Genomic DNA, 24,193 nt, shown 5'->3' with positions numbered 1-24,193 from the left:
AATAGACCGAGGGCTTGACCTCTCTTTCTACATGGTGATGATGATGACTTAATTTCTCTGCAGTCTTCAGGGTTTTTCACCCTGACAACTTTTTGGTAGTTTCAAAATACCCCGTGGCATCACGGGGATGCTATTCCTTTCTCGACGGTTAAACGCCCTGGTTCCAGCTCGAAAATAGCTCAATCCCTCGAACCACTTTTAAACAAAACCACCTCTCTGTACAGATAGGTGGTTTGTTGTTTTTGCTAATTAAGCTTTGTTGTTTTTGCTGATTAATTTTTAATTTGCTATACCTGTTAAAGTAATTTCGATCGCCCTCAACCCTCAACACGATTTCATGCTATGTGGGAGAAAATTGCCGCGCACATCTGTGAAACAACGGGAGAAACATTTTCGATCGACAATCGCCATTCCGTCAGCGGTGGCTGCATCAATCAAGGCTATTCTATCAGCAGCAGTTCCCGCACTTACTTCGCGAAAATCAATCAAGCTTCCCAAGTCGCGATGTTTGAAGCTGAGGCGCTGGGTTTGCAGCAAATGCGGGAAACCCAGACGATTCGAGTACCTGAGCCGATTTGCTGGGGAACTGAGGGGAATTCAGCTTATATTGTGCTGGAATGGCTGGATTTGGGAAGTCGCGGGGGCGATCGAGCTTGGGAAGAAATGGGGCGAAAACTCGCCGAAATGCACAACAAATACACCCCCCCCAACCCCCCCTTGCTAAGGGGGGGAGAAGAGCCTAATTCTACCTTGCTAAGGGGTGGAGAAGAGCCTAATTCGGGCTTGCTCAGGGGTGGTTTTGGGTGGGATATTAATAATACGATCGGCTCAACTATACAAATTAATAATTGGACGGCAAATTGGGCAGAATTTTGGGCAGAACATCGGATTGGTTATCAGTTAAAATTGGCTAAGCGTCGGGGCGGCCATTTTCCGAAAGGAGAACGTTTATTAGAGATGATTCCTGAATTGTTAGCTGGTTATGAACCTCAACCCTCGCTAGTTCACGGGGATTTGTGGGGGGGAAATGCGGGGGTGACATCTGCGGGGGAACCGGTAATTTTTGACCCGGCGGCATATTTGGGAGATAGAGAAGTTGATATTGCGATGACTGAGCTATTTGGTGGATTTCCGGGGCAGTTTTACCGGGGATATAATCAGGTTTGGCCTTTGGATTCAGGGTATGAAGAACGCAAAACTCTTTATAATCTCTATCACATTTTAAATCATTTTAATTTGTTTGGTGGGAGTTACGAGTCCCAGGCGAATCAGATGATTAGTCGAATTTTGGGTTAGTTAAGAATCAGATGCTTTTTAAACCGCAGATGAACGCAGATAAACGCGGATTTAAGGTTTATCTGCGAGGGAGGCAAGTTTATTTTTGCTTAGCCGCAGCTTTTTTCTTAGCTTCTTTTTCTGCTTTTTTAGCTGCTTTTTCTGCTTCAATTTTGGCTAACTTGGCTAGCTCTTTTTCTTCAGCTATTTTATCGAGATAGTAGTGATAATCTCCCAAATAAGGGCGAAACTCTCCGTCCCGAATCTCGACTATTTTGTTAGCGACTTGGGAGATGAAATAGCGATCGTGCGAAACGATAATTACCGTACCGTCATAATTCTGAATCGCCTCTTCCATCATCTCTTTCGCCGGAATGTCGAGGTGATTTGTCGGTTCGTCCAAAATCAGCAAATTCACGGGAGTTAACAGCATTTTTGCCAAAGCTAGGCGGGCTTTTTCGCCGCCGCTTAAAGCGCCAACCTGTTTGAATACTGTTTCGCCCGTAAATAAGAAACGGCCCAACAAAGTCCGAACTTCTTCATTTTTCCAGTCGGGAACTTCGTCGTGAATCGTTTGCATCACGGTTTTATTCAAATCTAATGCCTCTGCCTGATTCTGTTCAAAGTAACCGGGGATGACGTTGTGACCTCCCAATTTGACCGTACCTTCAGTCGGCTTTTCCAAGCCCATAATCATCCGCAGCAGGGTGGATTTGCCCGCGCCGTTGGGGCCGAGAAAGGCTATGCGATCGCCCCGTTCAATTAACAAGTCGGCTCCTAAAAAAAGGATTTTTTCGCCGTAGGTGTGCACCAAATCTTCAATTATTGCTACTTCGCGACCGCTGCGGGGTGCGGGGGGAAAGCGGAAATGCAAAGTTTTTAATCCGCCGGTGGGCGCTTCGATGCGTTCGATTTTATCTAACTGTTTCTCGCGGCTTTTGGCTTGGGTGCTGCGAGTGGCGCTGGCGCGAAATTTTTCTACGAATGCTTGCTGTTTTTCGAGTTCTTTTTGCTGGCTTTCGTAGGCGCTGAGTTGGGCTTCTCTGGCTTCTGCTTTTTGCAGTAAATAAGAGGAGTAGTTGCCGAGGTAGGTGGTGGAAACGCCGCGTTCTGTTTCGACGATTTGGGTACACAGCCGATCGAGAAATTCTCGGTCATGGGATACAATTACCATTGGGGTTGTCAGCCCTTTGAGGTAAACTTCCAGCCATTCGATCGTTTCTAAGTCGAGGTGGTTAGTAGGTTCGTCGAGTAGCAGGATGTCGGGTTTTTGCAGGAGAATTTTACCCAAACTCATCCGCATTTGCCAGCCGCCGCTGAAGGCGCTGACTAATCGATCGCCGTCTTCGGGTTCAAATCCGATTTCGGGCAGAATTTTCTCGATTTGGGCTTCTAAACCGTAGCCGTTTAAGCCTTCAAATTGCCGTTGCAGCCGATCCATTTTGTGGATCAGTTCGTCGAGATTTTCTGGGGAGGAGTTTTCCAAGTCTCGATGGACTTGCATCAGGGATTCGTGGACTTCGTTGGCTTCGCTGAAGGCACGCCAAAATTCTTCTTTGACGGTGCGAGTCGGATCTACTTCAAATTCTTGCGAGAGGTAGGCGATGTGCAAGCTGGCGGGGCGAATAACTTCGCCGGCGGTGGGTTCGATTTCGCCGGCGATGATTTTGAGTTGGGTGGATTTACCGGCACCGTTAACGCCGACTAAGCCGATGCGATCGCCTGGCTTGACTTCCCAGGTGACATCTTTGAGTACGACGCCTGTGGGGTAAATTTTACTGATGTGTTCGAGTCGCAGCATTGTTGTGGGGACTGGGGAAGGGCAGGTTTAGCGGCGGATGGGATGCCGGCGCTGAGGTCGAGTTAATCTTAACAAATTTTAATTATATTTAGCGTATTGGCAGATTTTGATTTGGTAGGAGTTACGCGAAGAAACCGGGTTTCTCTGAAAAATCGCAGATTCTCAACTAGAAATCTACGAAGAAACCCGGTTTCTGCCCTCGACGTGGGTGCAGGACTATTTGGGTGGGGCGATCTGGCGATCGTGTTGTTTCAGATTGAATTTCTCGAATAATGGTTGAGACTTCTGCACATTATAATAGTGAGTGTCAACCTCGATCGCAAAAGAGAGCGATCGTGCCAGCAAGAGACATTTATCATCAAGTTGTCAAACAGGGTCTGATTAAGGCTGGCTGGACAATTACCCACGATCCGTATCCCTTGGCTTGGGCGAAGAGAAACCGATCGATCTTGGTGCAGAACAGCTATTAGCTGCTGAGAACAACGATCGCAAAATAGCCGTTGAAGTTAAAAGTTTTATCAGAGAGTCTAGAATTGCAGATTTAGAGCAAGCTTTGGGTCAATATACTCTTTACTATGCAAACCTCAACATTTGACCGTATTTTAGACGAGATCGAAACATTGTCTATAGACGAACAAACTGCTTTACTTGTCATCATGCACCGGAGACTTAGCGATCGCCGTCGCACCGAAATTGCTGCTAACATTGCACAAGGAAAACAAGACTATCAATCTGGAAAGGTGTTTCGAGGTACAGTTAATGAAGCGATCGCGGAGCTAAAAATTATCAGATGAACTTAAGAAATGTCCTACTATCATAGGACTTAATGTTGCACACTAAGCAACCTGAGCATTTATTATTGAGTCACTCTCCAAAACATCCGGTGCTGTCAAAATGTTTTGAAGTTGCTGCACAACTTGAGTTTCATTTTGGTATAACATAACTACGTGATCTTTTGCTCTTGTTATTGCTGTATAAAGTCCTGCTTTTTCTTGAAAATTTTTATCTGGATCAGGCAAGTCTTCCACTCGGTCAACGCCAGCAATAATAACACCATCAAACTCAACTCCTTTCAGCGCGTTCCAAGAATCTACAATTACGAAAGGTCGGTTTACAACGTTAGAATGTCGCTCTTGAGGACGCATGGGAGCGTGATTGGGAACACCCAATTTCCACAGGCATTCACTAATTTCTGACTTAAAGGATCTTGGCTCTTGTGGATGCAATAAAACTCCGACCGAAGAATCTGGATGACTACTCAATGCCAGTTTAACCTGTTTAGCTATATTGTCTGGAGACATATCACTTTTTACAAGCATTGGCTTAATAGATGAACTGCGAGAAGACTTTTTGACTGGTGCGACAATACGATCCATTTTACTATAAGCTTTTGAGCGTTTAGCTGTCTTCATATTAGCACTAACTAAATAAGGGTCTATAAACTGCCAAGCCAATTCTATAATTTCTGGCGCGTTTCTATAGTTTATATCAAATATTTGCGAACGACCTACGACGTTAAATCCAAGCTTAGACCAAACCCAATCTTGCTTTCTTCGATGTTGCTGACCGTCGTAAACTGACTGAGTGTTGTCATAGACAAAAAAGATAGAGTTTGTATCGGGAGTTACGGCATCTAACATCGCCACAAACCATTCATCATAAAAATCTTGAGCTTCATCAATTAAAATGGCTTGATAACGCTTTTTGGGGTTAGCATTATAATATGTTTTAACTAGATCAATAATTTGCTGCCGCTTTTCAGGAATTTCATCCCAATTGTAATCGTATCCAATGCGATAAGCCCAACTATGAAAAGTTCGACTCTCTACGTTTAAACTCAAGCCTTTTTCTTTTATTATTGAATCAATCCATTGATTCATAAAGCGATTGTAACACAATACCAAAATATCCTTATAACCCTCATCAATTAGTTTTTCAAGACGATTTAGCAATACTAATGACTTACCAGAACCTGCAACGCCTCGAACTAAAGCATGACCTTTAAGCGAGAAATTTTTGGCTCTATTCTGTCGTCCGTCTAAATCTTGGCTATTTGATCGCTGATTTAAAGATTGCTCGAAGTTAATCCACTGTTCCACGATGGTTCTCCTGATATTCTTTTTGTTGAGTGTTCTTGATTCAAATCAGCTTACCAACACGACCCGATCTTTTTCAGTGATAAAAAGTGATAAAAAGTGATAAAAAGTAAGGACTTTCCCCAAATTCCCCAAAAATCTCCTCTCAGATAGATGCTCCTAGAGTTAAACTCTTCTAAATCACCCCTCTCACAACCCAACTTCCTTGGCCTACGACAACACCTGCAAATATCTAGCCGAAAAATTCCCCGCCGCCTTCGTAAGCTGGCTGCTACCAATTGACGATCCCACCGACGTTCAGGTACTCAAAACCGAACTAATTCAAGAACCCATCCGAGCCGATTCTCTCGTTTTCCTGCAAACGGATAACCAAATCCTGCATCTGGAATTTGAAACCCGACCCTACTCCAACCCAACCATCGCCTTCAGAATGCTAGACTACTACGTCAGGCTCAAACGGCAATACTCCTGTTCCATCAATCAAGTAGTAATCTTTTTGCAGCAAACAGCCTCAGAACAAGTTTTTGTATCGGAGTACACAGACGCGAACACCCGACACGGATATCGAGTTATTCGCCTCTGGGAACAAGACCCCGCTTTACTGCTGTCCGTCCCCGGCTTGCTCCCACTCGCAACACTATCCCAAACCAACTCGCCGCGAACTTTGTTAGAGCAAATAGCTACTCAGATTGCTACAATAGAAGAACCTACTCAACAAGCGGATTTACTCGCTTGCACCCAAGTGCTCGCAGGTTTGAGATTTGAAAAAGACTTAATCAGACAACTATTTAGGAAGGAAACTATGCGCGGTTCTGTGATTTACCAAGAAATTCGCGAAGATGGCCTCCTTGAAGGAAGACAACTAGGCATCCTTGAAGGAAGGAAAGATGAGGCGCTGTCGTTCCTCACTCGCCAGTTGACTCGACGCATCGGTGCGATCGCACCTGAAACCCGCGAGCAAATTCAGACTTTATCCGTAGAAGAATTAGAGGATTTAGGAGAAGCGCTTTTGGACTTTTCCGAAGCCTCAGATTTAACCAATTGGTTGAATGAACATCAGCCTTAATTCCTAAAACATCGTCGCCTATTTTCAAAACTTCACCAAATATATACTTTAAGGAAACTTAAGCCATGACCGTTGATGAAGCAATCGCGATCGCAGAAACTCTCCTCGATGGCGAAGGCTTAAACGACGTGCAAGAACTCATCTTCAGACAATGCTGGGAAGGCAGACATTCCTATGAGGAAATTTCTCAACTCTCTCAATATAATGATGAATACATCAAAGCCCTGGCTGCTAAACTCTGGAAACAACTCTCAGAGGCTTTTGATGAAAAAGTAAAAAAAAATAATTTACGCTCTGTTTTTAAGCGATACTTGCGGCGACATCAAGTGACATTACATCGAACTCAAGTCATAGGAGTTAATCTCAGCGGTGCTAACTTAAGCGGAGCCAGAATATCATTCGCCAACTTAAGTGAGTCTGATTCATCAACTGATTTACAGGGTGCAACTATATCTGATTATAATACAGTATCAGATGAAATTATCAAGGCTGAAGACGCACATAACCAGGGAATTTTGTCGAGCATAAGAGAACGCATTTATCACTGGAATGATTTGCGCTTTCACAGCCAAGAACAAGTAAAAATAGCCGAAGCGCTCGATCGCACAAACACCCTCTTTTTCCCCAACTCCAAAGCCCGCCTCACAACACCCGCAGGTAGACAAAACCAAGAACCAGATTTCCTCATATTCCACCAAGGCAAATGGGGAATTCTGGAAATATGGCATCCCGACACAGAAAAAGATGAAACGCGCGATCGCGTGTTTGCATCTCACGGAATCAGCATCATCCACTACTGCGACGCTAACAGATGCACAGAAGAACCCGATCGCATTGTCCGAGAATTTTTAGACATATTGAGTCAGGGATAGGGCGAGTGCTTTTTTCATAAGGGCGATCGTATAGGGCCCAGAAACCGGGTTTTTTACGAAAAGACGCGTTGTCACCGACAGATTAGGTAAAAAACCCGGTTTCTTTGTCGGAGTGGGTAAGTCCATAAGGGCGATCGAACTCCGTAACAAAGTAGATTTGGCCTTGACAAATTACTCGATTTGTGATATGCACGAGTGGTGGAAATTTTTAAGGGCGATCGCACAAACACCGCTTAGCTATATTTCCCGGAAGACTCAGCAGCATTAGCCAGCCGCTCCACGCCCGCTCGGACAATTACCGCCAAATCTGCGATCGGCATACATTGAATTTTTTTAAGCATATCGTTTGTATCCATCGGTTCCCGCATCGGCTTCCCGTCCAGATGACCTATGAGTTCTTCTAGCGTGAAACCAGCTCTAATAGCAATCTGAGTCAAATTTTCCGTATCCGGGATGCTCTGGCCTTTTTCCCACAACTGTACAGCAGTCGATGACACGCCCAAAAGCTTGCCAAAAGCTCGCTGGCTGAGGTCGCCACGCGCTAACTTAACAATCTCGATCAGTTTTCTCTTACCTTCAGCATCCACAATCGCAGTTACCACTTAACCACCCTTAACAAGTTTACTTCTCAATTTATGATTTTTCCACTTGTTATTGACAAGAAAACTTATCGCTGCTACCATGACAACTATACCAATCAGTAACAACTATGATTTTAATAACACCTTAAATAGCTCGCCATCTACTGTCCTTACCCAGAAGACTCAGCAGCAGCAGCGAGCCTATCCATCACAGCTCTACCAATCACTGCCAACTCACTAATCGGCATACATTGAATTTTCTTAAGCAGCTCGTTGGTATTGACAGGTTCCGGCATTGGCTTACCTTCGAGATGAGCCATCAACTCTTCCATTGTAAAGCCCGCTTTTGCCGCAATCTGAGTCAAATTTTTCGTATCCGGGAGTACCTGGCCCTTTTCCCAATACTGAACAGCAGACCCAGAGACTCCCAATAGCCTACCAAAAGCGCTAAAACTCAGGTCGCCACGGGCTAGCTTAACAACTTCGCTCAGTTTCTTCCTAGCTTCTGCGTCCACAGTATTAGTCACCAGATCAACACAACTCCTAGTTTACAGATAAATCTATCTAATACTCATTCCCCAGCAGCTTCAGCCGATGCAGCGAATCTATCCGCTACAGCTTTGCCAATTAGCGCCACCTGACTCAGAGGCAAAAACTGAATTTTTTTGACAATATCGTTAATTTCTGGGGCTTGCGAGACTGGATTGCCATCCAAAAAGCTGAGAAACTCTTCCAGCGAATAACCAGCCCTCGCAGCAATTTTAGCCAAGTTTTCCGTTTCTGGAACAGTATCGCCCCTTTCCCACAATTGCACAGCAGTCGCAGAAACCCCCAAAAGCTTGCCAAACGCTCGTTGGCTCATAGAGCCGCGGGCCGTTTTGATAATTTCACTAAGTTTTTGTCTATTTTGGATGTTCACGACTTAAAAGCTACTCGACCGTACCTACAAGTAAACTGGTCAGTTTATAAATCATTATCATTTAACGCTTGAATCGTTTACTTGTCAGGGTTGACACACAAGTAAGTTTACTCTAAAATTAAAAGTATAAATTTAGTACCACTGTATCGGAGTACCCCTCACGATTTAGGAGTCCGAAAAAATGACTAATAGACGCACACGCAGGACACGCAAGACAAGCCACACACGCCAGAGCCTTACAGCCTCCGGTTGGCTAAAACCCCAGTGCTGGCAAATCTCCAAAAAAGAAGCAGCCGAAGCCCTGAGAATGCCCGTCAACCGCATAGTGAAAGTCTACCCCAAACAACATCAAGTAATAGTCGTTTACCTGAACAAGAAAGGACAAAAATGCAGTTCCTTTTTCAGCTACAGACTATTTGCCAGATGGGAACAAGAGGCGATCGCAGCAATTGCCGGTTGTCGAAACCAGCAAATCCTAGCACCCCTAGAAGTCATTGTACAATACGACCTCGAACATTTCAAGTATCCTGTCCAAAGCGCCGATGCAATTTGGGAAGCCCTACTCAACCATATCTCCCGCGTAACAAGGGAACTGAGGCTGAGCAAACAATGCGCCTAGCCCCCCATCACTCCATCAATTAGTAGAAGCAGCCAACTCAGCCAAACGTTCCTGCTGATCCTGAGAAATGCAAGTTTGAATAATCCCCTCAATATCCCCTTCCAAAACACTATTGAGCGAGAAATTTTCCCCCAAACGGTGGTCGGTAGCCCGATTGTCCTTATAGTTGTAGGTGCGAATCTTCTCCGATCGCGAACCAGTACCAACCTGAGCCAAACGCCGCGACTTCACCTCATCCTGCTGTTCCCGCAACTTCATCTCATAGAGCTTAGCCCGCAAAATTTGCATCGCCCGCTCCTTATTCTGCAACTGACTGCGCTCCTCAGTACAGAAAATCCGAATTCCCGTCGGCTTGTGAAACAAATCCGCAGCAGTTTCCACCTTGTTCACGTTTTGGCCGCCAGCGCCGCCCGATCGAGCCGTACTCATCTCAATATCCTTCGGATCGATGTGAATCTCCACATCATCAACCTCCGGCATCACAGCCACCGTCGCCGTCGAAGTATGCACCCGGCCGCCAGCCTCAGTCACAGGCACCCGCTGCACCCGGTGTACCCCAGCCTCAAATTTCAGCTTGCTGTAAACGCTGTCGCCTGTAATTTCCAGAATCACCTCTTTAAAGCCGCCCATTTCCGCCAGCGACTCGCTCACCAACTTCACCTGCCAGCCTTGAGTTTGAGCGTAGCGCGAATACAGCCGCAGCAAATCTCCAGCCCAAATACTAGCCTCATCTCCGCCAGTACCCGCCCGAATTTCCAGCATAATATTCTTGTCATCGTTCGGGTCGCGGGGGAGCAGCAAAACCTTCAAACGACTTTCCAAATTCTCCAGGTTCGCCTCAAGTTCCTGAACTTCCAGCGCAGCCATTTCTTGCATATCTCGATCGCCCGCGGCTTCCTTGAGAACCTGTCGCGCGCCCACCAAATCTTCCTGAGTGGTTTTCCACAGAGCAAAAGTATCGACCACTTCCTCCAAGGACGATCGAGCTTTCGCTACCCGTTGAAACTCTTGATTGTCCCTAGCCACATCCGGGTCAGCCATGCGGCGAGTCAACTCATTAAAAGTTTGCTCTACCGACTTCAATTTATCCAGCAAATAAGATTCAGCCATTGTCAGTTGTCCTTTGTCAATCGATTTTAGATTTTAGATTTTAGATTTTAGATTTTAGATTTGAAGAACAGTCGGGATAGAATCTCGATAGAACTCAACTGCCTGCATAGCGAAGTCTTCAATCTAAACTCTCCTATCCGAGGGCGGATCGATTTTAGATTTTAGATTTTAGATTTTAGATTTTAGAACTCAAGAGCAGTTAGGATAGAATGTCGATCAAACTCTACGCGATAGAACTCAACTGCCTGCCTAGCGAAGTCTTCAATCTAAAATCTAAAATCCGAGGGCGGTAAGTTGCCAGTAGAAAGAACTACTCTCAACAAACTGCGGACAAATGACAATCCGGCTACTTCTTCTTTTTGCCTTTACCAGCCGCCTTAGCAGCATCTGCTTTCGGATCTTCCATTTTCAGCGGTCCAGAGGAAGCATCTGCCTTTGGCATTTCTACCTCGGTCATGCCGTATTTCCGCATAAAGCGCTCCACACGACCTTCAGTATCAATAATCTTCTGAGTGCCAGTATAGAAAGGATGATTTCCCGACCAGACATCAACTTGAAGCTTTGGTCTAGTTGATCCCACAGTCATCACAAGTTCGCCGTTGCAATAAACCTGAGATTCGGGATACCACTCAGGGTGAATGCCTTCTTTTGCCATTGTTTTTTACTCTCTAATTTTTGACTTTACAACCATTTTAGCTGCCGAAGGACTTGTACACCAACAACAGCACGAATTTTGCCTTATATCTGTTGGAACCAGCGATCGATCGTAGGAAATAGACTTGAAAAAAAAAAGGAAGATAGAATCTGGATAATTTTGCCTTCTTCCTTCTTCCCTCTTCCTTCTTCCCTGGATTACCGCTTCGAGTATTGAGGAGCTTTGCGAGCTTTCCGCAAACCGTACTTTTTCCGTTCTTTTGCCCGCGGGTCGCGAGTCAAATAGCCCTCAGTCTTCAGAGGCTTGCGGTTGTCCGGGTCTAATTGACAAAGTGCTCTAGCGACACCCAAGCGAATCGAGTCAGCCTGACCTGTCAAGCCACCGCCTTCGACTTTTACCAAAATGTCGTACTCATTTTCCAGACCCAAAGTTTCCAGAGGGGCCTTAGCCAGAGCCAAATAAGTAGGATTGAATTGCAGGTACAAATCCCCCTCTTTACCATTGACAGTCAGTATGCCAGTGCCGGGAACCAAGCGCACCCGCGCTACGGAACACTTGCGGCGGCCGGTACCCCAGTACACAGCGCGACCCGATGTATCTGTTGCTTGCATTACTCATTTCCTCCCGGAATCGTGTGAACAATTAATTCTTCTGGTTTTTGAGCTTGGTGCGGGTGGTTGGGGCCAGCGTACACCTTGAGTTTAGTAAACAGTTGTCTGCCCAGAGAAGTGTGAGGCAGCATTCCTCGTATAGCTTCTTCGACAATTCTTTCGGGTAAACGTGCTTGCAATTTGGCAAAAGTTTCTGTTTTCATCCCGCCCGGTCTTCCAGAATGGCGGCGGTAGATTTTCTGGGTGCGTTTTTTGCCAGTAACAGCGATTTTGTCCGCATTGATGACAATTACGAAGTCGCCGGTATCCATAGAAGGAGTGTAAGTCGGTTTGTGTTTCCCCCGGAGGTACATGGCAACTTCTGTTGCCAGACGGCCCAGCCGCTGGTCAGCGGCATCGACCACGTACCACTTGTGCTCTAGGGAGTCTTGAGTAGGGACGTAAGTTTTGTTCATTGTTTGTTGTTAGTTGTCTGTTAACTGTTAACTGTTGTTAGTTGTCAGTTGTCAGTTGTCAGTTGTCAGTTTTTAATTGTTAGTTGTCCTTAGTTTTTTATTAGTAGTTACCTAATGACTAATGACTAATGACTAATGACTAATGACTAATGACTAATTTTGGCTGGGTGTCGTACCAGACCTCTGGGGGAAAGGGAAATTCTGAATAGCCAACCCGCAGCAGGCACAAACCTTGAGCGGGAGCGGCATATTTTACCATTTCTCGGCGTTCGTTGACCCAGATATCGGTGAAATTGTCGATCGGCCTTTCCCCGCGACCCACCTGCACCAGCAACCCCACCAGCAGCCGCATCATCCCGTACAGAAACCCGCTCGCCTGAACCTCAATATAGATAAGAGGCCCAGAACGCTGACACTCGGCAGCTTGCACGTCCACCCAGGAATGGGGGCGGGCAGAACCCGCGCGGTGGAAAGCAGCCAGGTGATGCCGCCCGATGAGCGGTGTCAAAGCTGTCTGAATCAAAGATTCATCCACAGGAGCGTGATAGCAGTGCCAAGCAAAAGGACGCACAAACAAATTAGGGGTCGGGTCTGTATAAAGGGTGTAGCGATAGCGCCGCCAACTGGCTGAGAACCGAGCGTGCCAGGTAGGTTCCACCTTTGCCGAAGCTCGAATTAAAATATCTTTTGCCAGTCGAGAGTTGAGAACGCTTGCCCAGCGGTGAGCCGGAATTGGGCCGTGGGCATCAAAATGCGCTACTTGAGCAGCGGCGTGAACTCCCGCATCGGTTCTCCCAGCAGCGTGCAGCGTTACCGGGCGTTCCAGAACAGTCGATATTGCTGTTTCAATTTCTTCTTGTACTGTACGCTGGTTCGGCTGTCGCTGCCAACCGTGAAAGTTAGTGCCGAGGTATTGGATTACTAGAGCAACGCGCTGTATCGATTGGGGATTTTCGATTGGGGAGTTTGGATTGTCAGTCATAAATCACAAATCTCCAACCCAAAATGGAATTAAACCAGTTCAACGATCGCCATTTCGGAATTGTCTCCTTGACGGGGGACAGTTCGCACTACGCGGGTGTAGCCGCCGTTGCGCGAGCCGTACCGTTCTTGGGCAGCCTCAAACAGGGCGTGTACTAACTGTTTATCGTAGATATAGCCCATAGCTTGGCGGCGAGAGGCTAAGGAGCCATCTTTGGCCAGGGTAATCATCCTGTCCGCCTCTGAGCGCAGCGCTTTGGCGCGGGCGAGAGTGGTAGTGATTTTACCGTGGCGGATTAATTCGGTGGTCAGCGAGCGCAGTAGGGCGCGGCGCTGGTCAGCCGGTTTGCTGAGTTGGGGAACGCGACAGCGGTGACGCATGGCAGTTGGTAATTGGTAATTGGTAATTGGGTGCCGGGATAGTCCGCGAGTTTTGAGCGGTGATTTCTTTAACTTAAAAACTCACCTACTTAAAATTCAGAACTTTTTTACCCGTTACCCGTTGATTAACTTTTAGCTGATTTTTCCTGTGGCAAGGTAATGCCCAAGCGTTTTTGTAAAGCTTCAATCACTTCTTCAGCAGACTTCTGCCCGAAGTTCTTGATCTCGAGCAAGTCTTCTTGGGTATAATCCAATAAGTCTGCGACTGAGTTGATCTGAGCCCGCTTGAGACAGTTGTAAGCCCGGACGGACAACTGCAATTCTTCGATCGGAATTTGGCTAGTAGGATCGGCTTCACCTGGATACTCTGGTTTGAGAGAATCTTGGGTGATGTCTTTGAGAGGTGAAAATAAATCTACCAGGATGTTGGCAGATTGACTCAAAGCTTCTTGAGGAGTCACGCTGCCATCAGTCCAGATTTCCATAATCAGCCGGTCTTTCTCGACAGTACCGCCTACCCTAGCATCTTCAACGCTGTAGTTGACTCTGCGAATCGGCATAAAGATGGCGTCAATTTGGAGAAAATCCAAAGCCGACCCATCATCGCGACTGCGGTCTACTGCTCGGTATCCGATGCCTTTTTCAATTCTGAATTCCATTTCCAGAACTGAGCCTGGGGAGAGAGTTGCAATGTACTGGGAACGATCGATCAATTCCACCTCTGAGGGCAAATCGAATCGATCGGCCGTAACTGTGACAGGCCCCTCAATCCGCAACCTGCCGATTTGGGGCTGCTGAGAATGAGTTTTGAGGACGACCTCTTTCATGTTCAGGAGAATTTCTAGAACATCCTCACGTACCCCTTCGATCGTGGCAAACTCGTGATTGACGCCCGCGATTCGGACTGAAGTTACTGCTGTTCCTTCCAAATTTGACAGCAAAACTCGCCGAAGCGCATTCCCAACAGTTGTTCCTTGACCGCGATCGAGCGGTTCCAGGACAAATTTTCCGTACTGACTGCGGTCTTTGTCAGTGTTAGACTCTATACATTCAATTTGAAACTGCGCCACGGAGTGACCTCCCTTTTCCACTTTGGATTTTTGATTTTGGATTTTAGATTGCAGAGCATACCCCTGAACGGATTTCGGATTTTGGATGGACGGGGCAACAGTTAGAACCATTAGTTTGTGACTTTAAGCAGTTAGCCATTATCCAAAATCTAAAATCTAAAATCTCAAATCGTTTTAGACTCTACGCCGCTTGGGAGGGCGACAGCCGTTGTGAGGAATTGGGGTAACATCTCTAATCAGGGTGATTTCCAGTCCCGCCCCTTGCAGCGCCCGGATTGCAGTTTCTCTACCTGCTCCAGGCCCGCTCACCATTACTTCTATTTGGCGCATTCCTTGGTCGTTGGCTCTGCGGGCAGCACTTTCTGCTGCTGTTTGAGCGGCAAAGGGAGTTCCCTTTTTAGCTCCTTTAAAACCGCTGGAACCTGCCGATGCCCAGGATATCACTTCGCCGTTGAGGTCGGTAATAGTTACAATCGTGTTGTTAAAGGTAGACTGGATGTAGCCTACCCCATTGGGTACATTCCGTTTCTGCTTTTTTGCACCAGATTTCTTGCCTGTTTGTGGTCGCGCCATATTAGTCTCTTTAACGTTTCTCTCAACTAATGTCCCGAAGCGCTAGGAGCCAGCAGCCCCCAGCGTATTTTTCCCAAAAAGATGTTACTTCTTGGAAGGTGCCTTTTTCTTGCCCGCAACTGTTCGGCGGACGCCACGACGGGTTCTGGCGTTGGTACGGGTTCGTTGTCCCCGCACCGGCAGACCCAAACGGTGACGCCGACCGCGATAAGTTCCGATGTCCATCAGGCGCTTGATGTTCATTGACTCCCAGCGCCGGAGGTCTCCTTCGATTTGGTATGTTGTTTCTACATGAGCCCGCAGAGCTGTCACGTCGGCCTCTGTTAAATCCTTGACGCGAGTGTCAGGATTTACGCCTGTTGCAGCGATAATTTTTTGGGCTCGCGACAAGCCTATTCCGTAAATGTATGTCAGACCTATTTCGACGCGCTTATCGCGTGGAAGGTCTACCCCGGCAATCCGTGCCACACTTTTTCTCTCCCTAGTTTTCCTGTTTGGCTACAATGTTCAATTAGGATGCACCTGCGTGCAGTGCCCAATCTTCTTTTTTTCTAACCTTGGCGTTGTTTGTGTTTCGGGTTAGTGCATATCACCATCACTCGACCGCGACGGCGGATGACGCGACATTTCTCACAAATTTTTTTGACAGATGCTCGAACTTTCATCTTTCTTCCTGCCTGGAGAACCCCGCTCTAGCGGAGAACAGGCACGCTGGGACTGCCCGTAGAGCGGTGGGAGGAGAGGCTGGGCAAGGTGTAGACCTCTCCTCGATTAAATTGTATAAAGTGCGGGTTGTTTCATGAAGGAGCCCGCTTGCACCCACTCCCATTGCTGGGTAAAGTTCGCCTGCGCCAGAGTGGTGGCGAGCGATGTTTTTACGGTGTAACAATGACTTAACCCGATACACCGGTAGGTTGTTGACGCCCTTCTCGGCAACACTACAAACGTAGCATTATAGCATAAATTTGAAGCTTTTTACCAAATTCTCTCTAAATTAAACTTAGAATTAGTTTTTAGAAAGTTTTATCTAAGCCTATTTTTTCCGAAGGCGATATGTAATCCTGCCTTTGGTCAAGTCATAGGGAGTCAATTCGACTTTGACGCGATCGCCAGGCAGAATTTTGATGTAGTTGCGGCGGATCTTGCCGGAAATGTGAGCCAGCACGTTAAACCCATTATCTAGGTCAACGCGAAACATCGCATTGGGCAGGGATTCCGTCACTGTCCCTTCCATTTCAATTAAATCTTGCTTAGACAATTTGGTATTTACCTCAACTCTACATTTGATTAACTAGGAGTGTCCCGGCGTTGGCCTCAAAACCTATTTACTGGAAGGAGTCAAACGGGAACGGGGGGCAATAATTAGGGCGCCTCGATCGACTTTAATACTCAACCAACCGCTTGTTTTAGCTTTACTTGAGTAAAGTTGTGGCAATTAGTATCGAGTTCAATCCGGTCTCTAGCAACCCTCACAAAACCTGATAGCACAAAAAGCTCCTAGTTAACATATCTTAGCAAAAGCTTGTGAGTAACAAGCTGTATTGAGAGGGTTCAAGAGTCGATCGAGAGAGATTGTTGCAGTTCTGCGGTGACTAATTCCATTGCTCGATCGCCATCAACCGCAACTAACTGTTGACGGCCGCTGTAAAAATCAATCAAAGGCTCAGTTTGCTCGCGATAAACTTGCAACCGACGGCGGATCGTCTCCTCATTGTCATCCTGCCGGCCCCGCGACAGCAGGCGAGACACCAAAATGTCGTCAGGAACGTCGAGATTAACAGCTTTGAGACCACATTTTGGGTTCGATGTACTCCCCTCGGCACCGCTAAGCTCGTGCAGCAGTTTGTCTAAAAAAGTTGCCTGGGTAACAGTGCGGGGAAAGCCGTCGAGAATCCAGCCCGCATTAGCGTCCGGTTCATTCAAGCGTTCCTGCACGATATCCATCAGCAATTGGTCGGGAACCAACTCACCCCTGTCCATGTAGGCTTGCGCCTTTAGACCCAAGGCAGTTTTCGCCACCACGCAGGCGCGCAGGATTTCGCCGGTAGAAATGTGGGGTATTTTCCAGAGAGCGCCTAATATCTGAGCCTGAGTTCCCTTTCCCGCCCCTGGAGGCCCCATGAAAATAAATTGCATTACGATTACTTCACCATTCCTTCATATCTCTGGGAGATGACGTAAGTTTGAATTTGCTTAGCAGTTTCGATCGCGACACCTACTAGAATCAGTAGGGAAGTTGCGCCAAAACCTCTAAAAGTTTGCACTCCGATCGCGCTTTCTACAGCAGTTGGTACAATGGCCACCAGACCTAGAAAAATCGCTCCCAAGAAAGTCAAACGGTTCAAAACCTTCTCCACATAATCACTCGTTTTCTGACCCGGACGAATTCCCGGAATGCTAGCGCCCATTTTCTTCAAGTTCTGAGACATATCTACGGGGTTGACAATCAACGAAGCGTAGAAATAGCTGAAGAATAGAATCAAAGTCAGATAAAACAGCGCGTAAGCCCAAGGGGCTGGGCCGTTCGGACTCAAAACATTAGCAACTTGAACCAAAAACGGGTTATTGAGAGACTGAGCGAGGAAAGAAGGCACAATCAACACCGAAGATGCAAAAATAATCGGCATCACTCCGCCTTGATTCAAGCGCAGGGGCAGATAACTCCGGCTCTCCCGATAAACTTTGCGGCCGACTTGGCGCCGGGCAGAGATAATCGGAATGCGGCGAGTACCTTCCTGAACAAAAACAATCCCGACAATCGTCACCAAAAAGACCAGCAGTAGAACGACTACGCGGCCGACAACTTGCGTGTCCCCACTTTGAGCCAATTCAAAAGTTTGTCCCAAAGAGCGTGGCAATACCGACACAATATTGATAAAAATCAACAAGGAAGCTCCGTTCCCGATACCTCGTTCCGTCACCACTTCCGATATCCACATCACAAACATTGAGCCGGCTGTCAGAGCCAAAGCAGTTTCTGCTATGAATAAAGGCGCTGGAGATTGAGCAAAAGGGCTGACCCAAATCGCAATGCCAATACTTTGCAGAATTGCCCAGCCCAATGAAACGTAGCGAGTAATTTGAGAAATCTTGCGCCGCCCCGCTTCCCCTTCATTTTTTTGCAAGTCTTCTAAGCTTGGCAGAGCCGCAGTTAGAAGTTGCACAATAATTGAAGCATTAATGTAGGGCAAAATCCCCAACGCGAAAATCCCCAACGCTGACAAGCCGCCTCCTGAGAACAAATCCAGAAAGCCAATTAAAGGGCTATTTTGGACGTTTTGGGCAAAGGCGACTCGATCGATGCCGGGGACTGGCAAGTGGACACCCAGGCGTACTAAAATCAGTAAGCCAACGGTTACGAGGATGCGGCCTCGCAAACCAGCAGCTTGAGCCATCTGCATGAACGTCTCTTGTGCAGTTGGCGCTTTCTCTCTACTAACGTCCATAGTTACGATTTTGGATTTTAGATTTGGGATTTTCGACTAAATCATTTTCTGATAGCAAGCTTGAGGATTTGAGATTTGGACAGACTCTCAAACCTCAAATCTTCACGCAACTAATTCGCAACTTCCGCCTGCAGCTTCAATTTTGGTGCGAGCACCTGCGGTAAAAGCCGAGGCGCGCACTTGCAAAGGTACATTCAGTTCGCCATCTCCTAAGATTTTCAGCGGCCCGTCGTCTGTGGTGACAATTTTTGCTTGGATCAGAGAGGTGAGAGTAACTTCGGTGTTTGCTGGCAGCGATGCTAATTTACTTACATTAATGGTAGTGTACTCTTTCCGGTTCACTAGAGGGAAGCTTTTCAACTTGGGGAGACGGCGGTAGAGAGGATTTTGACCTCCTTCAAAACCGGGTCTAGTGCCGCTACCGGCTCTAGATTTTTGACCGCGCATCCCTTTGCCGGAGCTCGCGCCTTGACCGGCAGAAATACCTCTGCCCAAGCGTCGGGGGCGCTTTTGGGAGCCTGCTTTGGGTCGGGCGTCTTGCAATCTCATAGTTTTAGTAATTGGTAATTGGTAATTGGTATTTAGAGAGGGGGTACGCAGTAGTTTTGAGTGCGTGAGTTTTAAGTTGCGGATTTTTTTATTTTCACCGCAAGCACTTAACACTCAAAACTTACAGTTTCCCATTCTCGCGTGCCCTAACCGTAGAGATTTTCTACTGGAATTCCGCGCTCTTGAGCAACTTCGGACAAGGTGCGGAGGGTGGAGAGGGCATTGACTGCGGCTCGGGCGTTGTTTAAGGGATTTCCAGAACCTAGCTGTTTGGCTAAGATATTGCGGACTCCTGCTAGTTCGAGAACAGTTCGCACTGCTCCCCCTGCAATTACCCCGGTTCCTGGAGCGGCCGGCCGCATCATCACTTTAGCTCCGCCACCGTCACCGTTGATGGGGTGAGGGATGGAGTTAGATTTGGTGAGGGGGACTTCAATTAGGTGCTTTTTGCCGTCAGCGACGCCTTTTTTAACGGCACCGATTACGTCGCTAGCTTTGCCTACTCCTACTCCAACTTGACCGCGTTCGTTGCCGATAATGACTATGGCGCGGAAGCTGAGTTTTTTACCACCTTTGACTACTTTGGTAACGCGCCGAATCTGAACAACCCGTTCTTGCCATTCGGATTCTTTTTCGCGCCCTTTGTTGTTGCTGCTGCTGCTTTTTTTCTTGTTGCGCTGTTCTTTTTGTTCTGCCATAGTTTTGTCCTGTGGGAATTAGTAATTGGTGAAAGGCGATCGGCAAGTGGTAATTGTTTGAGTAAAAAGTAAAAATAGAAGAAATCTGGATTTTGCCTTTTAACTTTCAACTTTTGACTTTTTACTTTTTAATTACTCATTACCCGCTACCCATTACCCCCTCTAGAAGTCTAACCCCGCTTCGCGAGCTGCTTCTGCGAGGGCTTTGACACGACCGTGATAGAGGTTGCCCCCGCGATCGAATACGACTTTGACTATGCCAGCGCTGGAACAGCGTTTGGCAATCAACTGACCGACTTGCACGCTCGCGGAACAGTTGCCGCCAGAACTGAGAGTTGACTTCAATTCGGGATCGAGGGTTGACGCGGCGGCCAAAGTGTGCTGGGCGGTGTCGTCGATTACTTGAGCGTAGATGTGCTGATCTGAGCGAAATACCGCTAGTCTGGGACGTTCGGAGGTGCCGAACACCTTGCGCCGAACACGGCGGTGTCTGCGCTGGACTGATTCTTTGCGAGTAAGCTTCATTGTTACTTCTTACCTGTTTTGCCTGTTTTACCAGCTTTGCGCCGGACGACTTCGCCGCTGTAGCGAATGCCTTTGCCCTTGTAGACTTCGGGCGGACGCACCGCGCGGATGCGGGCTGCTGTATTGCCTACGAGTTCTTTGTCAATGCCGGAGACAATGACGTTGGTGTTGCCTTCAACTGCCATTGTGATGCCTTCTGGAGGGGGCATTTCAACGGGTTTGCTGTAACCGACGTTTAAAATCAGGTTCCGTCCTTGAACCTGTGCCCGATAACCTGTGCCGATAATTTCGAGACGCCGCTGAAAACCTTCTGATACACCTTCGACCATGTTGGCGACGAGGGTGCGGCACAAGCCGTGCAGTTGTCTGGCGACGCGAGATTCGTCTCGGCGGGTAACGAGTAAAGTCTCGCCTTCAATTCCCATGAGGATTTCGGCTGGGATAACTCGGGAAAGTTCACCTTTAGGGCCTTTGACGGCTACTTTTTGACCGTCTAGGGTGACGGTGACTTTCGTGGGGATGCTAATCGGACGCTTGCCAATTCGCGACATAGTTTTTGGGTCCTTTGTTTTTAGTTATTAGTCCTTGATTATTAGTGCTTAGTTATTAGTCCTTAGTGATTGATTTTTGAGTCTGTTGCCAACGACCAGTGACTAATGACTAATGACTAATGACTACCAAACATAACAAAGCACTTCACCGCCCAAACCTTGGCGTCGGGCTTCTCTATCCGTCATAATGCCGCTGGAGGTGGAAATAATGGCTATGCCAATTCCACCTAACACTCTGGGCAGTTCTTTACGGTTCGAGTAAACGCGCAGTCCTGGTTTGCTGACTCGCTTAAGTGCCGTGATAATGGGCTTGCGAGTTTTACCTTTGTACTTTAGAGAAAGCACTAAATGTCGCTTGATCCCTTCTGGTTCTGCTTCTTCAAATTCGCTGATAAAGCCTTCACTTTTGAGGACTTGGGCGATGCTGCGGGTCATTTTTGTAGCTGGAATTTGCGTTGTTTGGTGGCGCGCCATGCAAGAATTGCGAATGCGCGTCAACATATCTGCTATGGTATCGTTAGCTGCCATCTTTTGCTTCTTACTCTAGTGCTTAGTTGTCCCGGAACGGCATTCCCATTTCTTTAAGCAAGGCGCGTCCTTCTTCGTCGGTGTTTGCTGTGGTGATAATTGAAATGTCCATGCCTCGAATTTGATCGATGCGGTCATATTCTATTTCTGGAAAAATTAGCTGTTCTCTCAGACCCAAGCTGTAGTTGCCGCGCCCGTCGAAGCTTTTGGGGCTGATGCCGCGGAAGTCGCGGATGCGGGGAAGTGCGAGGTTGATCAGCCGATCGAGAAAATCGTACATCCGATCGCCGCGCAGCGTCACCATAACGCCGACTGGTACTCCTTTGCGGATTTTGAAGCCTGCGATCGCTTTTTTCGCCCGCGTCACCACGGGTTTTTGCCCGGTGATGATACCAATTTCGTTGATCGAGGAATCCAGTGCTTTAGCGTTTTGAGATGCTTCTCCCAAACCGCGGTTCACTGTGACTTTGACGAGTTTGGGAACCTGATGGATATTAGTATATTTAAACTGATCCATCAGTGTGGGAACGATTTTTCCTTGATAAAGAACTTTGAGTTTGTCCGGCATAGTTTTTGTGTTTCGTTAACTGTCCCTGGGCTTGGTCAGGGAATTGGTTTTTGTCAGTTGTCAGTTGTTAGTTGGCAGTTGTCAGTTGTTAGTTGTCAGCTAATGACTAATGACTAATGACTAATGACTAATTATCGAGGATTTCTCCAGTTTTTTTGAGCTGTCGCAGTTTCCGACCGTCTTCGCTAAATGTATAGCAAACGCGGCTAGCTATTTTTTCTTTTTCGGAATAGTGCATGACATTTGAGCTGTGAATGGGAGCCTCAAACGTGAGTATTTTCCCGGACTCTCCCTCTTGCTGGGGCTTGACGTGCTTTGTTCTGATGTTTACACCTTTAACAATTACTTTGCTGACTTTAGGATATGTCTTTAAGATTTCTCCGACTTTTCCTTTCTCTTTGCCAGTAATTATTTGCACGGTATCGCCTGCTTTGACGTGCATTCTGTAGCGCTGCGGCTCGCTAGTTGGTTTACCCTTTTTTCCGTACATTTTAAAGTACCTCCGGGGCTAAGGAAACGATTTTAGTAAAGTTTTTGTCGCGCAGTTCGCGGGCGACGGGGCCGAAGACGCGAGTGCCTTTGGGGTTGCCGTCTACGTTGATAATAACGGCGGCGTTATCGTCAAAACGAATGCTCATGCCACTGTCGCGGCGCAAACCTTTGCGGGTTCTGACAATGACAGCCCGAACGACATCTGATTTTTTGACGGCCATATTGGGGATGGCGTCTTTGACGACGGCAATGATGACATCGCCGACTCCGCCGTAGCGACGGTTGCCGCCTCCCAATACGCGGATGCACATCAGTTTGCGGGCTCCGCTATTGTCGGCGACATTGAGGTATGTCTGGGGTTGAATCATGGTGATTGTTGACTGTTAACTGTTGACTGTTAACTGTTGACTGTTAACTGTTGACTGTTGACGGCTAATTGATTAATCAAGTACCGATCGGGCGAGCGCGAGATCGCAATTAACTCTTAGCCGTTTTTTGTCCCAAAAATCTCAGCAACCGTCCAACGTTTGGTTTTGCTCAGTGGGCGAGTTTCAGTGATGCGGACGCGATCGCCGGATTTGCACTGATTTTCTTCGTCGTGAGCTTTGTACCGCTTGGTGCGGACTACGATTTTGCCGTATTTGGTGTGGGAGGAGCGGTTTTCGATTGCTACCACGACGGTTTTATCCATCTTGTCGCTGACTACTACGCCAACTCGTTCTTTAATTGCCATAGCTACCTATTTTTGTTGTGCAATTGACTTGTTTTTAGCTACTGTGCGAGCCGAGGCTAGGCTGCTGCTCACTCTGGGCTGACTTCTGGGCTGGGAGCAGAATCTGCTGTTTCTTTAGCTGGGGCTGATTTTGCTTCCGCTTCTTTCTCAGCAAGGATTTGGCGCTCGCGTTCAACTGTCATCAATTGAGCTAGCCGGTGTTTGGCGTGCTTGAACAGGTGAGGCTTTTCCATGCGGCCGGTAGCTTGCTGGAGCCGCAATTCCATTAGTTGGCGCTTGACGGCTAAAATTTGCTCTGCTACTGCGGCATCGCTTAATTCTCTAGCTTCTTTAATCTTGGTCAAAGACATAATTGTGTGCTTTATCGTTAGCGAGCGGTATGACAGAAGACAGAATTGTCTCGCTTGGCTGAAGGTCGAAGGAAAGAAAAGTTATGAAAGCCAGATTTTAAAATGCTGTAGCCGTTTAAAATGCTGATTAATACAGACCTAATTCTACCTTCGCTCTTCGCTATGACTGGTCTTCTTCGCGAGTGATGAACTTGGTTTTAATTGGTAATTTGAAAGATGCCAAACGCATTGCTTCGCGGGCAGTTTCTTCACTTACGCCGCCAATTTCAAACATTACCCGGCCCGGTTTGACCACGGCAACCCAAAACTCAGGTGAGCCTTTACCAGAACCCATCCGGGTTTCTGCTGCGCGCTGGGTGACTGGTTTGTCGGGAAAAATTCGAATCCAGATTTTGCCACCCCGACGGATATAGCGGGTCATGGCGCGGCGTCCGGCTTCTATTTGGCGGGAAGTAATCCAGGCGGGTTCGACGGCTTGGAGCGCGAAGTCGCCAAAGCTAACTGTATTGCCGCGGGTGGCAATACCGCTCATTCGCCCGCGCTGTTGTTTGCGGAATTTGGTTCTTTTGGGGCTTAACATGGCGAAAGGGAGTTGGGTAATTGGTAATTGGTAATTGGTAATTGGTGATTGCTAATTGCTAATTGGTTTGGAACAACTGACAATTAACAAGTGACAACTAACAGTTAA

Annotated in this window: 34 protein-coding genes and 1 pseudogene; 6 read left to right on the top strand and 29 right to left on the bottom strand. The window is 47.3% G+C overall.

Annotation, left to right across the window (positions count from 1 at the left end):
* Window positions 1-342: 342 nt before the first annotated feature.
* Entirely contained in the window at window positions 343-1,296 is a 954-nt protein-coding gene (locus QT987_RS09290; protein WP_333239190.1) for a fructosamine kinase family protein, read from the top strand.
* Between the two features lie 79 nt (window positions 1,297-1,375).
* Here the strand turns inward: QT987_RS09290 and QT987_RS09285 are convergent, their stop codons facing one another.
* On the bottom strand, window positions 1,376-3,076 hold the full coding sequence (locus tag QT987_RS09285; protein WP_333239188.1) for an ABC-F family ATP-binding cassette domain-containing protein: 1,701 nt from the start codon (window positions 3,074-3,076) through the stop codon (window positions 1,376-1,378).
* A gap of 272 nt (window positions 3,077-3,348) precedes the next feature.
* Between QT987_RS09285 and QT987_RS29905 the strand changes: the two are divergent.
* Both QT987_RS29905 and QT987_RS09275 read left to right on the top strand, forming a co-directional pair.
* Window positions 3,349-3,671, top strand: a pseudogene (locus QT987_RS29905) (element excision factor XisH family protein).
* A complete protein-coding gene (locus QT987_RS09275) occupies window positions 3,652-3,870 on the top strand; it encodes a hypothetical protein (RefSeq protein ID WP_333239184.1) in 219 nt (72 codons plus the stop codon). The pseudogene QT987_RS29905 and the gene QT987_RS09275 overlap by 20 nt, the downstream one beginning before the upstream one ends.
* Window positions 3,871-3,912: 42 nt before the next feature.
* On the opposite strand, the gene QT987_RS09270 is transcribed toward QT987_RS09275, so the two are convergent.
* The gene (locus tag QT987_RS09270; RefSeq protein WP_333239182.1) at window positions 3,913-5,175 is read right to left on the bottom strand and encodes a UvrD-helicase domain-containing protein; all 1,263 of its coding nucleotides are present in this window, start codon (window positions 5,173-5,175) and stop codon (window positions 3,913-3,915) included.
* A gap of 202 nt (window positions 5,176-5,377) precedes the next feature.
* Between QT987_RS09270 and QT987_RS09265 the strand changes: the two genes are divergently transcribed.
* Together QT987_RS09265 and QT987_RS09260 are read left to right on the top strand one after the other, a co-directional pair.
* On the top strand, window positions 5,378-6,238 hold the full coding sequence (locus QT987_RS09265) for an Rpn family recombination-promoting nuclease/putative transposase (RefSeq protein WP_333239181.1): 861 nt from the start codon (window positions 5,378-5,380) through the stop codon (window positions 6,236-6,238).
* A 65-nt stretch (window positions 6,239-6,303) separates the two neighbouring features.
* A complete protein-coding gene (locus QT987_RS09260; protein WP_333239179.1) occupies window positions 6,304-7,110 on the top strand; it encodes a pentapeptide repeat-containing protein in 807 nt (268 codons plus the stop codon).
* A gap of 233 nt (window positions 7,111-7,343) precedes the next feature.
* Here the strand turns inward: QT987_RS09260 and QT987_RS09255 are convergent, their stop codons facing one another.
* From QT987_RS09255 to QT987_RS09245, 3 genes are all read right to left on the bottom strand, one after another.
* Window positions 7,344-7,712: a helix-turn-helix transcriptional regulator gene (locus QT987_RS09255; protein ID WP_333239177.1), complete on the bottom strand. Its 369-nt coding sequence runs from the start codon at window positions 7,710-7,712 to the stop codon at window positions 7,344-7,346.
* A 149-nt stretch (window positions 7,713-7,861) separates the two neighbouring features.
* Window positions 7,862-8,218: a helix-turn-helix domain-containing protein gene (locus tag QT987_RS09250; RefSeq protein ID WP_333092052.1), complete on the bottom strand. Its 357-nt coding sequence runs from the start codon at window positions 8,216-8,218 to the stop codon at window positions 7,862-7,864.
* A gap of 44 nt (window positions 8,219-8,262) precedes the next feature.
* Complete coding sequence (locus tag QT987_RS09245) at window positions 8,263-8,553, bottom strand: helix-turn-helix domain-containing protein (RefSeq protein ID WP_199297830.1); 291 nt, start codon at window positions 8,551-8,553, stop codon at window positions 8,263-8,265.
* A gap of 238 nt (window positions 8,554-8,791) precedes the next feature.
* On the opposite strand from QT987_RS09245, the gene QT987_RS09240 reads away from it, so the two are divergent.
* Window positions 8,792-9,229: a hypothetical protein gene (locus tag QT987_RS09240; RefSeq protein WP_333239175.1), complete on the top strand. Its 438-nt coding sequence runs from the start codon at window positions 8,792-8,794 to the stop codon at window positions 9,227-9,229.
* Window positions 9,230-9,244: 15 nt separating this feature from the next.
* On the opposite strand, the gene prfA is transcribed toward QT987_RS09240, so the two are convergent.
* The 24 genes from prfA to rplP all read right to left on the bottom strand — a co-directional run bounded on the left by prfA (window position 9,245) and on the right by rplP (window position 24,085).
* The gene (prfA, locus tag QT987_RS09235; RefSeq protein WP_333239173.1) at window positions 9,245-10,339 is read right to left on the bottom strand and encodes a peptide chain release factor 1; all 1,095 of its coding nucleotides are present in this window, start codon (window positions 10,337-10,339) and stop codon (window positions 9,245-9,247) included.
* A 346-nt stretch (window positions 10,340-10,685) separates the two neighbouring features.
* Window positions 10,686-10,994, bottom strand: coding sequence for a 50S ribosomal protein L31 (gene rpmE / locus QT987_RS09230; RefSeq protein ID WP_333057796.1), 309 nt, complete (start codon window positions 10,992-10,994; stop codon window positions 10,686-10,688).
* Window positions 10,995-11,191: 197 nt separating this feature from the next.
* Entirely contained in the window at window positions 11,192-11,605 is a 414-nt protein-coding gene (gene rpsI, locus QT987_RS09225; protein ID WP_194067224.1) for a 30S ribosomal protein S9, read from the bottom strand.
* Window positions 11,605-12,060, bottom strand: coding sequence for a 50S ribosomal protein L13 (gene rplM, locus QT987_RS09220; RefSeq protein WP_015178725.1), 456 nt, complete (start codon window positions 12,058-12,060; stop codon window positions 11,605-11,607). The genes rpsI and rplM overlap by 1 nt, the downstream gene beginning before the upstream one ends.
* Before the next feature lie 139 nt (window positions 12,061-12,199).
* Window positions 12,200-13,042: a tRNA pseudouridine(38-40) synthase TruA gene (gene truA, locus QT987_RS09215; protein ID WP_333239171.1), complete on the bottom strand. Its 843-nt coding sequence runs from the start codon at window positions 13,040-13,042 to the stop codon at window positions 12,200-12,202.
* A 29-nt stretch (window positions 13,043-13,071) separates the two neighbouring features.
* Entirely contained in the window at window positions 13,072-13,422 is a 351-nt protein-coding gene (rplQ, locus tag QT987_RS09210) for a 50S ribosomal protein L17 (protein WP_006634978.1), read from the bottom strand.
* Between the two features lie 125 nt (window positions 13,423-13,547).
* Window positions 13,548-14,492 carry a DNA-directed RNA polymerase subunit alpha gene (locus QT987_RS09205; protein ID WP_333057810.1) on the bottom strand — a complete coding sequence of 315 codons (945 nt, stop codon included), beginning with the start codon at window positions 14,490-14,492 and terminating at the stop codon, window positions 13,548-13,550.
* Between the two features lie 174 nt (window positions 14,493-14,666).
* Window positions 14,667-15,065 (bottom strand): 30S ribosomal protein S11, encoded by a 399-nt coding sequence (rpsK, locus tag QT987_RS09200; RefSeq protein ID WP_332978136.1) that lies wholly within the window; start codon window positions 15,063-15,065, stop codon window positions 14,667-14,669.
* An 84-nt stretch (window positions 15,066-15,149) separates the two neighbouring features.
* Window positions 15,150-15,533, bottom strand: coding sequence for a 30S ribosomal protein S13 (rpsM, locus tag QT987_RS09195; protein ID WP_006634981.1), 384 nt, complete (start codon window positions 15,531-15,533; stop codon window positions 15,150-15,152).
* A gap of 83 nt (window positions 15,534-15,616) precedes the next feature.
* Complete coding sequence (gene rpmJ / locus QT987_RS09190) at window positions 15,617-15,730, bottom strand: 50S ribosomal protein L36 (RefSeq protein ID WP_015178722.1); 114 nt, start codon at window positions 15,728-15,730, stop codon at window positions 15,617-15,619.
* A 368-nt stretch (window positions 15,731-16,098) separates the two neighbouring features.
* On the bottom strand, window positions 16,099-16,323 hold the full coding sequence (gene infA / locus QT987_RS09185) for a translation initiation factor IF-1 (RefSeq protein ID WP_006276978.1): 225 nt from the start codon (window positions 16,321-16,323) through the stop codon (window positions 16,099-16,101).
* A gap of 293 nt (window positions 16,324-16,616) precedes the next feature.
* Window positions 16,617-17,201 carry an adenylate kinase gene (locus tag QT987_RS09180; RefSeq protein ID WP_333209323.1) on the bottom strand — a complete coding sequence of 195 codons (585 nt, stop codon included), beginning with the start codon at window positions 17,199-17,201 and terminating at the stop codon, window positions 16,617-16,619.
* Between the two features lie 5 nt (window positions 17,202-17,206).
* A complete protein-coding gene (secY, locus tag QT987_RS09175; protein ID WP_333057793.1) occupies window positions 17,207-18,511 on the bottom strand; it encodes a preprotein translocase subunit SecY in 1,305 nt (434 codons plus the stop codon).
* Between the two features lie 102 nt (window positions 18,512-18,613).
* Window positions 18,614-19,060, bottom strand: a complete 447-nt coding sequence (gene rplO / locus QT987_RS09170; protein ID WP_006634984.1) for a 50S ribosomal protein L15 — start codon at window positions 19,058-19,060, stop codon at window positions 18,614-18,616.
* A 146-nt stretch (window positions 19,061-19,206) separates the two neighbouring features.
* Entirely contained in the window at window positions 19,207-19,758 is a 552-nt protein-coding gene (rpsE, locus tag QT987_RS09165) for a 30S ribosomal protein S5 (protein ID WP_333239169.1), read from the bottom strand.
* Between the two features lie 162 nt (window positions 19,759-19,920).
* Complete coding sequence (rplR, locus tag QT987_RS09160) at window positions 19,921-20,283, bottom strand: 50S ribosomal protein L18 (protein ID WP_333101803.1); 363 nt, start codon at window positions 20,281-20,283, stop codon at window positions 19,921-19,923.
* A gap of 2 nt (window positions 20,284-20,285) precedes the next feature.
* Window positions 20,286-20,834 carry a 50S ribosomal protein L6 gene (rplF, locus tag QT987_RS09155; protein ID WP_333057791.1) on the bottom strand — a complete coding sequence of 183 codons (549 nt, stop codon included), beginning with the start codon at window positions 20,832-20,834 and terminating at the stop codon, window positions 20,286-20,288.
* Window positions 20,835-20,957: 123 nt separating this feature from the next.
* Entirely contained in the window at window positions 20,958-21,362 is a 405-nt protein-coding gene (rpsH, locus tag QT987_RS09150) for a 30S ribosomal protein S8 (RefSeq protein WP_332978141.1), read from the bottom strand.
* 22 nt (window positions 21,363-21,384) lie between these two features.
* Window positions 21,385-21,930, bottom strand: a complete 546-nt coding sequence (rplE, locus tag QT987_RS09145; RefSeq protein ID WP_006634989.1) for a 50S ribosomal protein L5 — start codon at window positions 21,928-21,930, stop codon at window positions 21,385-21,387.
* A gap of 127 nt (window positions 21,931-22,057) precedes the next feature.
* Entirely contained in the window at window positions 22,058-22,420 is a 363-nt protein-coding gene (gene rplX, locus QT987_RS09140) for a 50S ribosomal protein L24 (RefSeq protein WP_333212630.1), read from the bottom strand.
* 1 nt (window position 22,421) lies between these two features.
* Window positions 22,422-22,790, bottom strand: coding sequence for a 50S ribosomal protein L14 (rplN, locus tag QT987_RS09135; RefSeq protein ID WP_006634991.1), 369 nt, complete (start codon window positions 22,788-22,790; stop codon window positions 22,422-22,424).
* Between the two features lie 116 nt (window positions 22,791-22,906).
* Window positions 22,907-23,155, bottom strand: coding sequence for a 30S ribosomal protein S17 (gene rpsQ, locus QT987_RS09130; RefSeq protein WP_006634992.1), 249 nt, complete (start codon window positions 23,153-23,155; stop codon window positions 22,907-22,909).
* A gap of 68 nt (window positions 23,156-23,223) precedes the next feature.
* Window positions 23,224-23,505, bottom strand: coding sequence for a 50S ribosomal protein L29 (gene rpmC / locus QT987_RS09125; protein ID WP_333239166.1), 282 nt, complete (start codon window positions 23,503-23,505; stop codon window positions 23,224-23,226).
* A gap of 160 nt (window positions 23,506-23,665) precedes the next feature.
* A complete protein-coding gene (rplP, locus tag QT987_RS09120) occupies window positions 23,666-24,085 on the bottom strand; it encodes a 50S ribosomal protein L16 (protein WP_333239164.1) in 420 nt (139 codons plus the stop codon).
* Window positions 24,086-24,193: the final 108 nt, after the last annotated feature.

This window comes from Microcoleus sp. SVA1B4 (assembly GCF_036700545.1).
GTDB lineage: Bacteria > Cyanobacteriota > Cyanobacteriia > Cyanobacteriales > Microcoleaceae > Microcoleus.
The sequence above is the reverse complement of the archived record's forward strand: the minus strand, read 5'-3'. Positions and strand labels throughout refer to the sequence as shown.

Coding starts and splice junctions, on each gene's coding strand:
- rpsQ (WP_006634992.1), bottom strand. CDS start 23,155: ATGGCAATTAAAGAACGAGTTGGCGTAGTAGTCAGCGACAAGATGGAT.
- rplP (WP_333239164.1), bottom strand. CDS start 24,085: ATGTTAAGCCCCAAAAGAACCAAATTCCGCAAACAACAGCGCGGGCGA.
- QT987_RS09290 (WP_333239190.1), top strand. CDS start 343: ATGTGGGAGAAAATTGCCGCGCACATCTGTGAAACAACGGGAGAAACA.
- rplR (WP_333101803.1), bottom strand. CDS start 20,283: ATGAAGCTTACTCGCAAAGAATCAGTCCAGCGCAGACACCGCCGTGTT.
- rpsH (WP_332978141.1), bottom strand. CDS start 21,362: ATGGCAGCTAACGATACCATAGCAGATATGTTGACGCGCATTCGCAAT.
- QT987_RS09240 (WP_333239175.1), top strand. CDS start 8,792: ATGACTAATAGACGCACACGCAGGACACGCAAGACAAGCCACACACGC.
- rpmE (WP_333057796.1), bottom strand. CDS start 10,994: ATGGCAAAAGAAGGCATTCACCCTGAGTGGTATCCCGAATCTCAGGTT.
- rplF (WP_333057791.1), bottom strand. CDS start 20,834: ATGTCGCGAATTGGCAAGCGTCCGATTAGCATCCCCACGAAAGTCACC.
- QT987_RS09180 (WP_333209323.1), bottom strand. CDS start 17,201: ATGCAATTTATTTTCATGGGGCCTCCAGGGGCGGGAAAGGGAACTCAG.
- rpsK (WP_332978136.1), bottom strand. CDS start 15,065: ATGGCGCGACCACAAACAGGCAAGAAATCTGGTGCAAAAAAGCAGAAA.
- rplO (WP_006634984.1), bottom strand. CDS start 19,060: ATGAGATTGCAAGACGCCCGACCCAAAGCAGGCTCCCAAAAGCGCCCC.
- secY (WP_333057793.1), bottom strand. CDS start 18,511: ATGGACGTTAGTAGAGAGAAAGCGCCAACTGCACAAGAGACGTTCATG.
- QT987_RS09275 (WP_333239184.1), top strand. CDS start 3,652: ATGCAAACCTCAACATTTGACCGTATTTTAGACGAGATCGAAACATTG.
- QT987_RS09245 (WP_199297830.1), bottom strand. CDS start 8,553: ATGAGCCAACGAGCGTTTGGCAAGCTTTTGGGGGTTTCTGCGACTGCT.
- QT987_RS09260 (WP_333239179.1), top strand. CDS start 6,304: ATGACCGTTGATGAAGCAATCGCGATCGCAGAAACTCTCCTCGATGGC.
- rpsE (WP_333239169.1), bottom strand. CDS start 19,758: ATGGCAGAACAAAAAGAACAGCGCAACAAGAAAAAAAGCAGCAGCAGC.
- prfA (WP_333239173.1), bottom strand. CDS start 10,339: ATGGCTGAATCTTATTTGCTGGATAAATTGAAGTCGGTAGAGCAAACT.
- QT987_RS09285 (WP_333239188.1), bottom strand. CDS start 3,076: ATGCTGCGACTCGAACACATCAGTAAAATTTACCCCACAGGCGTCGTA.
- rpmJ (WP_015178722.1), bottom strand. CDS start 15,730: ATGAAAGTTCGAGCATCTGTCAAAAAAATTTGTGAGAAATGTCGCGTC.
- rplE (WP_006634989.1), bottom strand. CDS start 21,930: ATGCCGGACAAACTCAAAGTTCTTTATCAAGGAAAAATCGTTCCCACA.
- rplM (WP_015178725.1), bottom strand. CDS start 12,060: ATGAACAAAACTTACGTCCCTACTCAAGACTCCCTAGAGCACAAGTGG.
- rpsI (WP_194067224.1), bottom strand. CDS start 11,605: ATGCAAGCAACAGATACATCGGGTCGCGCTGTGTACTGGGGTACCGGC.
- rplX (WP_333212630.1), bottom strand. CDS start 22,420: ATGTACGGAAAAAAGGGTAAACCAACTAGCGAGCCGCAGCGCTACAGA.
- rplN (WP_006634991.1), bottom strand. CDS start 22,790: ATGATTCAACCCCAGACATACCTCAATGTCGCCGACAATAGCGGAGCC.
- rplQ (WP_006634978.1), bottom strand. CDS start 13,422: ATGCGTCACCGCTGTCGCGTTCCCCAACTCAGCAAACCGGCTGACCAG.
- truA (WP_333239171.1), bottom strand. CDS start 13,042: ATGACTGACAATCCAAACTCCCCAATCGAAAATCCCCAATCGATACAG.
- rpmC (WP_333239166.1), bottom strand. CDS start 23,505: ATGTCTTTGACCAAGATTAAAGAAGCTAGAGAATTAAGCGATGCCGCA.